3 protein-coding genes and 1 pseudogene are annotated in these 10,077 nt (G+C 60.6%); 1 reads left to right on the top strand and 3 read right to left on the bottom strand.

The genetic code is table 11. The annotated features are described in order from the left end of the window. Positions 1-183: 183 nt before the first annotated feature. The 3 genes from X756_RS1000000170210 to X756_RS1000000170675 form a co-directional block, all read right to left on the bottom strand. Positions 184-1,290 carry a hypothetical protein gene (locus X756_RS1000000170210; protein WP_245264596.1) on the bottom strand — a complete coding sequence of 369 codons (1,107 nt, stop codon included), beginning with the start codon at positions 1,288-1,290 and terminating at the stop codon, positions 184-186. Then, a complete protein-coding gene (locus tag X756_RS1000000170205; protein ID WP_245264595.1) occupies positions 1,283-4,321 on the bottom strand; it encodes a Ulp1 family isopeptidase in 3,039 nt (1,012 codons plus the stop codon). Before X756_RS1000000170205 ends, X756_RS1000000170210 begins: the two co-directional genes overlap by 8 nt. After that, positions 4,309-8,337: a Ulp1 family isopeptidase gene (locus X756_RS1000000170675; RefSeq protein WP_348529840.1), complete on the bottom strand. Its 4,029-nt coding sequence runs from the start codon at positions 8,335-8,337 to the stop codon at positions 4,309-4,311. Before X756_RS1000000170675 ends, X756_RS1000000170205 begins: the two co-directional genes overlap by 13 nt. A 1,012-nt stretch (positions 8,338-9,349) precedes the next feature. On the opposite strand from X756_RS1000000170675, the pseudogene X756_RS1000000170195 reads away from it, so the two are divergent. After that, a pseudogene (locus tag X756_RS1000000170195) lies at positions 9,350-9,803 on the top strand (type IV secretory system conjugative DNA transfer family protein); the annotation flags it as partial. Positions 9,804-10,077: the final 274 nt, after the last annotated feature.

The following is a 10,077-nucleotide window of genomic DNA, read 5'->3' as shown; positions in this document are numbered from 1 at the left end:
TGTTAGCTACGGAGGCACGTTGGCCGCGTGACAGTGAGCTATGCTGGAGATTGGGGTGACGAGGCTGATCAAGCCTTCCAACAGTACCAGCCTGATCAATTACGGCGAGAGCTACCGGTCCGGAGATCGCATCAGCGCCTCTGTCGTCAAGAGAGCTGTTCTGCTTGACCCCAGCCATGGAGCTCAACGCCCCGCGTCGGAGCGCTCCCTGCTTCTGAAGGAAGCCATTAGGTCCGCTCGGGCTTGATCGGAGGCTTGGCTGATGGACGTCGTGGTTGCTTCGCTCAGTTGCCGCCCCATGGCGCGGCTTTGCGGATTATCAGTCCTCTGCCTCTTCGCCGGTCTCAACAGCGCTGTGTAATGTTCATTGTTTATGATGACGCCCCCGCTGTTCACGAGGTTGCTCCTGTCAAGTGTACTCGTCAGTCCGTCCTGGGCCTCACGCTTCTTGCCCAAGTGCCGTTCAAACGGCGCTGGCGCGACTTGTTGAGCTCGAGAGATGGGTCCCTGCTCTCCTGCGTGGCCATGAGCTTGTGCCGCGGTCTGCGCAGCGGCGTCCCCAATGGCACGAGCCTCCATGCCGACTGCGTCTTCCGGACGAGCAGCAAGGGCAATTTCGCGCCCGAGTGCGAACTTCCGGACATGAGTTAGTGCACTGATTTCAGCGGTTTTCATATAGCGCTTGGCATCTTCATCCAGCGACCGCTCGTGAAGCCGATCCGCAATCCCCGGCTTTTTGTTTTCAACCAGGCATTGACTGAAACGTCTAAGAGCAGACCCATAGACCTCAACGGTACGGGGTTTCGGCCCGGTCGGCGCTGCCTCGTACGCTTTGATGAGAGCCGCTGTGTACTCTCTGATGAGCACGGCGTCGGCAGGGTGGGGATTCAGGGCAGGGCGGCCCACCACTGGCGCTCCGCCCGCCCACGTCTTGAGACGACCCAGTGACCCAGCCACGGCCGAGGGGCCGCCACCCCAGATCTCGTACTCCTTGCGATCCCGATCCAGCGACGAATCGTGAAGCCGATCCGCAATCCCCGGCTTGTTATTTTCAACGAGCCAATGACCAAAGCCGAAAAGAATATCTACATGGCGCTTGACCGTGATCTCCCCGACCTTACCGGCATAGAGTGCTGACCTCAGCCCTTCGACAAGGGTCGCATCGTTGGAATAAAGAGGACCCTTGTCGGGACCGGAGACCACTTTTGGGCGATCTGGCTGCACCGCCGCCGGCACAGAACGAGCATGGTCACGCAACTCGGACGGTGCGGGGGGATTCAGATCAACCACTGACGAATCNGCGCGCCGTTGAGTGACCCGGCTGCAGCACCGAGGCACCCAGCATCGACCCACTGCCTCCGGCGTACGGCGCCGCGGCGTGTTCTTGTCCGCTCCCTTGCATCATGGGCTGCGCCTCCCATGGCAATGCACCCACTTGATGGGTGGGGGCCTGCATCAGCACGCGAGCGCCTGAATTGCCGATCTCGCTCAGCTGCGGCTCAGTGACAACGTCCTGCAGACGACTGTTCGGGGTCCTTTGCCTCTTCGCTGGTCTCAACTCCGCTGTATCATGCTCACGGTTGATGAGGACCTCCTCGCTTGGTAGCTGGTTGCTCCTGTCCTGTGCAGCGATCCGCTCGTCCGGCGCGCGCTGGTCGCCGTCGCGCCAGCTCAGGGGACGAAAGGACCCTGCGGGATCCGAGGCTTGGTGATGGGGCCCAGTTGGCACGAAAGACGATGCCAGAACAGCGTCGTCTTCATTAGCTTTCCCAGGGGGGAGATACTCTGGCCAACTGTATTCCTCCTGCGGCCCGCTGCGCTGCGCAGCGGCGTCCCCCTTGCTCTCAAGACTTTGAAATTTAAATGGGTCCCCGGGAGCAACGTCTGGCGCTGACTGGCCGAGCCGCTTGATCTGCTGGTAAAACGTCCCAACGGGGCTTTCCTTAACCGCGTCTCGGGCCTGTCGGTCCATGAGTTCAAAGTTCGTAAGATTATTTGCCGTTCCGAATGTATTGTCACCCCTGAGGCGGGTTTGTAGTGCCTGCCGATTGACGACGAGGTTGTTGAGGTTCAGGTTATCTGGCTGCGATTGCAATCGCCCAACCAGCGCCCGCGTGCCGTCCACCACGTAGACTCCGCAATCCACCACGTTGCTCTGCTGGGCGATGCGGGATACGCCCACGCGGGTCTCCAGGCTGGCGCCCAGATTTTCTGCGAGCTCTTTTGCAAGCGTGTCATTGCATCCGTTGTAGGAGTCATAATGATAGGCAACCGGCCGTTCCCGGTCGCTGCGATCAACGAACAGCAGCGACCAATGGGTGCCGCGCTCCGCAAGAGTCTTACCGCCATCGCTCACTGGCACGAACAGGAAGTCGGCTGTGTCGTTACCGTTCTGATGGACGATGCGCTGGAATGCGCTTAGCATGACGCTCTCGGAGCCCAAGCGCAGATGATAATTGGCTACGAGGGGATCCACGAACCGCGTCCGGGCGGCGAGATCTGGATTGTTCCCCTGCAACTCCTGCTCCAGGAGTTGGTAATCCCTCTGGATATGTTCGTCGCCTAGCCATTCCAATGCGCCGAGCACCCGCCCGTCTTTAGCTTTCCCAGGGGGCCTCTCTGGCCGACTCAATGCCTCCTGCGTCCCGCTGCGCTGCGCAGCGGCGTCCCCAATGGCACGAGCCTCCATGCCGACTGCGTCTTCCGGACGAGCAGCAAGGGCAATTTCGCGCCCGNCGGTCTGCGCAGCGGCGTCCCCAATGGCACGAGCCTCCATGCCGACTGCGTCTTCCGGACGAGCAGCAAGGGCAATTTCGCGCCCGGGTGCGAACTTCCGGAGATGAGCTAGTGCACTGATCCTCCGGTTACCACCGGAGTTCACATAGCGCTTGGCATCTTCATCCAGCGACCCCTCGTGAAGCCGATCCGCAATCCCCGGCTTTTTGTTTTCATGCAGGTATTCACTGAAACGTATAAGAGTAGATCCATAGACCTGAATGGTACCGCGATTCGGCCCGGTCGCAGGCGCTTCTTTGTACTCTTTGATGAGAGCCGCTGTGTAATCTCTGATGAGCGCGGCGTCGGCAGGGTAGGGATTCCGGACAGGGCGGTCGACCACTGGCGCTCCGCCCGCCAACGTCTTGAGACGACCCAGTGCTCTAGCCACGATCGAGGGGCCACCCCTGCTCTCGTACTCCGAGGGGCCACCCCTGCTCTCGTACTCCTTGCGATCCTGATCCAGCGACGATTCGTCAAGCCGAGCAGCAAATCCCGGCCTGTTATTGTCAAAGAGCCAACGACCAAAGCCGAGAAGAGAATTTACATGGCGCTTGACCGTGCTCTCCTTGACCTTACCCGCGTAAGCTGACCTCAGCCTTTCGACAACGGTCGCATCGTTGGAATAAAGGGGACCCTTGTCGCGACCGGAGACCCCTATTGGAGGATCTGGCTGCACCGCCGCCGGCACTGAACGAGCATGGTCACGCAACTCGGACGGTGCGGGGGGATTCAGATCAACCACTGACGAATCCGGCGCATGATGATGGCGCGCCGTTGAGTGACCCGGCTGCAGCACCGAGGCACCNGAGGCTTGGTGATGGGGCCCAGTTGGCACGAAAGACGATGCCAGAACAGCGTCGTCTTCATTAGCTTTCCCAGGGAGCTCGCGCCCGAGTTCGGACTTCCGGAGATGAGCTAGTGCACTGATCCCACCGGAGTTGTTATAGCGCTTGGCATCTTCATCCAGCGACCCCTCGTGAAGCCGAGCCGCAATCCCCGGCTTTTTGTTTTCAACCAGGTATTCACTGAAACGTCTAGGAGCAGATCCATAGGTCTGAATGGTAGCGGGATTCGGCCCGGTCGGCGCTGCCTTGTACTCTTTGATGGGAGGCGCTGTGTAATCTCTGATGAGCGCGGCGTCGGCAGGGTCGGGATTATTCAGGACAGCGGCGCGGTCCAGCACTGGCGCTCCGCCCGCCCACGTCTTGAGATGACCCACTGCTCTAGCCACGTCCGAGGAGCCACTCTTGCTCTCGTACTCCTTGAGATCCGGATCCAGCGACTCCTCGTGAAGCCGAGCAGCAAATCCCGGCCTGTTATTATCAAAGAGCCAACGACCAAAGCCGAGAAGAGAATTTACATGGCGCTTGACCGTGCTCTCCAATGCTGACCTCAGCCCTTCGACAATGGTCGCATCGTTGGAATAGAGAGGACCCTTGTCGCGACCGTAGACCCCTATTGGAGGATCTGGCTGCACCGCCGGCGGCACAGAACGAGCATGGTCACGCAACTCGGACGGTGCGGGGGGATTCAGATCAACCACTGACGAATCCGGCGCATNCCGTAGACCCCTATTGGAGGATCTGGCTGCACCGCCGGCGGCACAGAACGAGCATGGTCACGCAACTCGAACGGTGCGGGGGGATTCAGATCAACCACTGACGAATCGCGCGCCGTTGAGTGACCCGGCTGCAGCACCGAGGCACCCAGCATGGACCCACTGCCTCCGGCGTAGGGCGCCGCGGCGTGTTCTTGTCCGCTCCCTTGCGTCATGAGTTGCGCCTCCCATGGCGATCGTAGAAGGTCCGCGTGCGGAATCGAGTCGAAATATCCCGACAAATCAGCGTCGACCATCTGCTTTTGCGACCGAGCCAGCGTTTCGGCCACCGCGGCCTCGCCAACCGCGGAGGGCGTCTCCTCAGCCCTGGCGAACGCTGGCCCGGCAGGCGCCGCCGGCACAGAACGAGCATGGTCACGCAACTCGAACGGTGCGGGGGGATTCAGATCAACCACTGACGAATCGCGCGCCGTTGAGTGACCCGGCTGCAGCACCGAGGCACCTAGCATCGACCCACTGTCTCCGGCGTAGGGCGCCGCGGCGTGTTCTTGTCCGCTCCCTTGCACCATGAGTTGCGCCTCCCATGGCGATGTATCCACTTGAGGGCCGGGATCATGCACTGGTTCGTCCATTTGCTTTTGCAACCGAGCCCACCTTTCGGCCACCGCGGCCTCGCCAACCGCGGAGGGCGTCTCCTCAGCCCTGGCGAACGCTGGCCGGGCAGGCGCCGCCGGCACAGAACGAGCATGGTCACGCAACTCGAACGGTGCGGGGGGATTCAGATCAACCACTGACGAATCCGGCGCATNATATCCCGACAAATCAGCGTCGACCATCTGCTTTTGCAACCGAGCCCACCTTTCGGCCACCGCGGCCTCGCCAACCGCGGAGGGCGTCTCCTCAGCCCTGGCGAACGCTGGCCCGGCAGGCGCCGCCGGCACAGAACGAGCATGGTCACGCAACTCGAACGGTGCGAGGGGATTCAGATCAACCACTGACGAATCCGGCGCATCATGATGGCGCGCCCTTGAGTGACCCGGCTGCAGCACCGAGGCACCCAGCATCGACCCACTGCCTCCGGTATGCGGTGCCAGGTGCTCGTCCCCCAGCATCATGGGCTGCGCCTCCCATGGCAATGCACCCACTTGATGGGTGGGGGCCTGCATCAGCACGCGAGCGCCTGAATTGCCGATCTCGCTCAGCTGCTTAGCTTTCCCAGGGAGCTTCTCTGGCCGACCCAATGCCTTCTGCGGCCCGCTGTGCTGCGCAGCGGCGTCCCCAATGGCACGAGCCTCCATGCCGACTGCGTCTTCCGGACGAGCAGCAAGGGCAATTTCGCGCCCGAGTGCGGCGTACGGCGGGAACTTCCGGAGATGAGCTAGTGCACTGATCCACCGGTTACCACTGGAGTCCAAATAACGCCTGGCATCTTCATCCAGCGACCCCTCGTAAAGCCGAGCCGCAATCCCCGGCCTGTTGTTTTCATGCAGGTATTGACTGAAACGTCTAAGAGTAGCCGCATAGTCCTGAGTGGTTTTGGGATTCGGCCCGGTCGCAGGCTCTGCCTCGTACTTTTTGATGAGAGCCGCTTTGTAATCTCTGATGAGCTCGGCGTCGACAGGGTCGGGATTCAGGGCAGCGCGGCCCACCATTGGCGCTCCGCCCGCCGACTCTTTGAGACGACCCAGTGCTCTAGCCACGTTCGAGGAGCCACTCTCGCGCTGGTACTCCTTGAGATCCTGATCCAGCAACGGATCGTCCAGCCGAGCAGCAAATCCCGGCTTGTTATTATCAAAGAGCCAACGACCAAAGCCGAGAAGAGAATTTACATGGTCCGTGACCGTGCGCTCCCCGACCTTACCGGCATAGAGTGCTGACCGCAGCCCTTCGACAACGGTCGCATCGTTGGAATAAAGAGGACGCTTGTCGCGACCGGAGACCACTACTGGAGGATCTGGCTGCACCGCCGCCGGCATAGAACGAGCGTGGTCACGCAACTCGAACGGTGCGGGGGGATTCAGATCAACCACTGACGAATCCGGCGCATGATGATGGCGTGTTTCCCCGGGAACAACGTCCCGTACGAACACCGAGTCTGGGTTGCCTTGGTCCGGCGCGACTGGAGCCAGGGCTCTGTCGTGCAACGCTCGCGCTGACTGGCCGAGCCGCTTGATCCGCTGGTGAAACGTCCCAACGGGGCTTTCCTTAACCGCGTCTCGCGCCTGTCGGTCCATGAGTTCAAAGTTCGTGAGATAATTTGCCGTTCCAGATGTATCGTCACCCATGAGTCGGGTTTGTAGTGCCTGCCGATTGACGACGAGGTTGTTGAGGTTCAGGTCTGGCAGGTCTGGCAGGTCTGGCTGCCATCTTTGCAATCGCCCAACCAGCGCCCGCGTGCCGTCCACCACGTAGACTCCGCAATCCCACTCGTTGCTCTGCTGGGCGATGCGGGGTAAGTCCACGCGGGTCTCCAGGCTGGCGCCCAGCCTTTCTGCGAGGTGTTTTGCAAGCTTGTCATGCCATCCGCTGACGGAGTCATAATGATAGGCAACCGGCCGTTCCCGGTCGCTGCGATCAACGAACAGCAGCGACCAATGTTTGCCGCGCTCCGCAAGAGTCTTACCGCCATCGCTCACTGGCACGAACAGGAAATCGGCTGTGTCGTTACCGTTCTGATTATGGACGATGCGCTGGAATGCGCTTAGCTTGTCGCTCTCGGAGCCCAAGCGCAGATGATAATTGGCTACGAGGGGATCCACGAACCGCGTCCGGGCGGCGAGTTCTGGATTGTTCCCCTGCAACTCCTGCTCCAGGAGCTGGTAATCCCTGTGGATATGTTCGTCGCCTAGCAATTGCAATGCGCCGAGCACCCGCCCGCTGGGGTCGCCGAAAACACCAAAAAACCCTTCGACCGCGGGGGACATCCCCTCAGGAAAGAGCTCTGGCGAGGCGGAATTCCCCGCCCGCAAGCTGGGCGGAGCGAATTCCGGTGGCCTCAGTGGCACCTCCTCGCTTGGTAGCAGGTTGCTCCTGTCCTGTGCAGCGATCCGCTCGTCCGGCGCGCGCTGGTCGCCGTCGCGCCAGATCAGGGGACGAAAGGACTCTGCGGGATCCGAGGCTTGGTGATGGTGCCCAGTTGGTACGAAAGACGATGGCAGAACAGCGGCGTCTTCATTAGCTTCCCCATGGAGCTTCTCTGGCCGACCCAATGCCTTCTGCGGCCCGCTGTGCTGCGCAGCGGCGTCCCCAATGGCACGAGCCTCCATGCCGACTGCGTCTTCCGGACGAGCAGCAAGGGCAATTTCGCGCCCGAGTGCGGCGGACGGCAGGAACTTCCGGAGTTGAGCTAGTGCAATGATCCTCCGGTCACCACTGGAGTCCTTATAGCGCTTGGCATCTTCATCCAGCGACTCCTCGTGAAGCCGAGCCGCAATCCCCCGCTTGTTGTTTTCAACCAGGTATTCACTGAATCGTCTAAGAGTAGCTCCATAGTCGTGAATGGTTTGGCGATTCGGCCCGGTCGCAGGCGCTCCCTTGTACTCTTTGATGAGAGCCGCTTTGTACTCTTTGATGAGCACGGCGTCGGCAGGGTCGGGATTCAGGACAGCGCGGCCCACCATTGGCACTCCGCCCGCCGACTCTCTGAGACGACGCAGTGCCACAGCCACAGTCGAGGAGCCACCACTGCTCTCGTACTCCTTGAGATCCTCATCCAGCGACTCCTCGTGAAGCCGAGCAGCAAATCCCGGCTTGTTATTTTTAAAGAGCCAACGACCAAAGCCGTAAAGAGAATTTACATGGCGCTTGACCGTGTCCTCCTTGGCCTTACCCGCGTAGAGTGACCTCAGCCCTTCGACAACGGTCGCATCGTTGGAATAAAGAGGACGCTTGCAGCCGCGACCGTCGGAGACCACTATTGGAGGATCTTGCTGCACCGCCGCCGGCACAGAACGAGCATGGTCACGCAACTCGGACGGTGCGGGGGGATTCAGATCAACCACTGACGAATCNTCGACCCACTGCCTCCGGCGTACGGCGCCGCGGCGTGTTCTTGTCCGCTCCCTTGCATCATGGGCTGCGCTTCCCATGGGGCCGCGCCTTCGATGAGGCTCAGGTCTCCCTGAGACGGATGAGGATGGAACGGGTCTGGCAGAGCCGGAACGCCGGGGGCGGGAATTTGGGCAGCGGCTTGGCGCGCCTCGCCCGAGCGCTGCTCAAAGCCCTCTTGCCCGGCCTGTGCCGCTTGCTCTTGAGATGCCGGGGGCTGCACCTGCCGCCAACCTGTTACATTGGATAGGTCAAATTTGTGCCGGTTCACGCTAGCCTCACGTCCACAGATCAGCTGAGCAACCTACTCGGGCATACTTACGAGAAGCTGACGAGGTCCGCGGTCCCGGAGCGGGTAGGCCTAATTTTCTGCGCGCCGATTGCGCTGGCGCGACGTAGCCCGGCCTTTTGCCAGCTCGGCAGCTACGGCTCGCAAAGAGCGTCGTAAGGCTTGCGGAGCCGCCCCTCAGCTCCCGTCGAGGAGCAATCCACAATTCACATATTTGGAGATGGCTCGCTGGTTTACCGGTCTGCGAGCCCTGCAAGCCCATGCTTCAGATGCCGCCCGTGCAGAGGTATTTCATTTCGAGGTAGTCCTCGAGGCAATGGCGGGAACCCTGCGTCAGCGGGAGCGTCAGCTACATAGTCGATAACACGCGCTTTTTACCTCGGTCTCGGCTCGCAACGATGGATTGCTAACGGCGAACTCATGCTGGTCGGCAAGGCGATACTGGCTGGAGCATCAACTCGGCCGACGAGAGTGGCCACACCATCCTAGACAGGATCGGCCGATATGCCCGCCATCGCCGCTCTGCAAAAAGCACAGCGGGCATCCAGACGTTGCCGGGTTGACTATGGGTGTCCGAACCGCGAAAAGGGGCCGCTCTTTATGAGTGGCGTGCGCTGGCAGTCTAACCCCAAGCCCCCCGCCCGGGCTGCCGGCGCGCTTCTAGGAACATCGAGGTAGATGACGAGACTCCGAACTACATTTCCAAAGCTATCGGTGGATTCACATTTCAAGCCCGATCGATTTCCTACAGCCAGGCGCGAACGTTCGATTGGAACATTCAGAATTCACATCAAGGTGCACCGCTATTGCGTCCCGAACAGGTTCGGCTGCTCGATGACGACTACGAGATNCATTCAGAATTCACATCAAGGTGCACCGCTATTGCGTCCCGAACAGGTTCGGCTGCTCGATGACGACTACGAGATTGTTCTCATCAAAGGTCTGCCACCATTAAAATTGAGGAAGGTGCGATATTTTTCGGATCGCATTCTGAAACGCATCTTTGAAAGCCAGACAGGCGCCCTCCCGGAGCCGGCGCCCTTGACGGGAGCAGAGGAGGCGCTCTCCGCAGAATCTCAACTCGATGACCCGCTGTGTGAATCGGCGCAGGACTTTGACGATACAGTTTGATGTGAGGCTAGTATGAACCCGCGAAATAGTAATCCATCCCGTGTAACAGCTTTGTCGCAGGTGCAGGACGCCGGCTTGGAAGACGGGCAAGCGGTCCAGGCCCGGCGAGTGGGCTTTGAGCAGCACGTGTCCGAGGCGCTCCGGCCGCTGTTCGATGGTCGAGCTGACGAGCCGCCTACCGGTCCAGAGGAGCTTCTGCGACTGGAAAAGGGGTTTCGCGAGGTGCTTCAGCGAGGGCAGGATCATCAAGCCGCCTCGTCTTTTTTCAGCGATC

Origin of the sequence: Mesorhizobium sp. LNJC405B00 (genome assembly GCF_000502615.1) — a bacterium.
GTDB lineage: Bacteria > Pseudomonadota > Alphaproteobacteria > Rhizobiales > Rhizobiaceae > Mesorhizobium.
The sequence above is the reverse complement of the archived record's forward strand: the minus strand, read 5'-3'. Positions and strand labels throughout refer to the sequence as shown.